Here is a 936-nt window from a genome sequence, read left to right as displayed (position 1 = left end):
GTCGCGGCGCAGGTGGACGCCAGGCTGCCGCGCGGACAGGTCGTGGTCGCCGACGGGGTTCACCGCGATGTACCGGGGCCGGCGGTACGGGACGCCTACCGTGCCGCCCGCGCGGGGTCGCCTCGGCTGGGCCTGCCCATGTTTCTGGCCACCCCGGAGCTGCCCGACCCGCTGCCGCCCGAACTCGCCGAGCCGCCGGGCGATTCGCCCGCGTTGCGTTTGCTGCTGGGCGGCCCGGGGCGGGGCCATGTACGCACGCTGCTGACCGATGTACACGGCCAAGTCGCCGTACCGGGAACCCCCTTGGTGGCGGTGTGCAACGCACTCGGCGCGGCGCTCGCCGAAGTACTGCCGAGCATTCCGCCGGTACTCCCACCCGTTCCCGCGCCGGTGTCCCGGGCGGGGGCGGGCCAGGCCGAGTGGTTCGTGGAGGAGGGGCACGGCGCCACTGCTCCGCGGCCGCGTGCGGTGCCGGTGGCAACAGCGCAGCCGTCCGGAACGGCGGAGCCGGTCGCCCCGGCGGAACCGGCGGGAGCCACGGCGTCGGCGCTCTCGGCCGAACTCGCGGTCGCCGAGCCGCCGTCGCGGTCGGCGGGCGGGTCGGCCGCTCCGGCTACGTCCCAGCCGTCATCGGCGCGGAGCACGCCTGCCGGGTCGGCTGCCGCCGGCACGGGCCCCGAACCGCTTCCTTCCGTGGCCGAACCGACGCTCGAACCCCACCCACGCACGTCGACCGCGCCGAGGGCACCGGAGCACACAGACCACGAAGAGCCCGCCGCACCCGCTGTGTCGGCCCGCCGGGAACCGGTTGCGGCGCCCCCCGATCCGGCCGGCGGTCCGGCACGAGCACCCGCCGCCGACCCGAACGCCGAACCCGAACCGGCCCCCCAACCGGACCCGACACCGGACACCGAGCCGACAGACGAGCCCACCCCT

1 pseudogene is annotated in these 936 nt (G+C 76.7%); it reads left to right on the top strand.

The window, feature by feature from the left end:
* Positions 1-936 (top strand): annotated as a pseudogene (locus GT354_RS13390) (hypothetical protein); the annotation flags it as partial.

Source organism: Streptomyces sp. SID3343 (assembly GCF_009865215.1).
Classification (GTDB): domain Bacteria; phylum Actinomycetota; class Actinomycetes; order Streptomycetales; family Streptomycetaceae; genus Embleya.
Note: the sequence above shows the minus strand (reverse complement) of the source record. Positions and strands in the feature narration are given on the sequence as shown.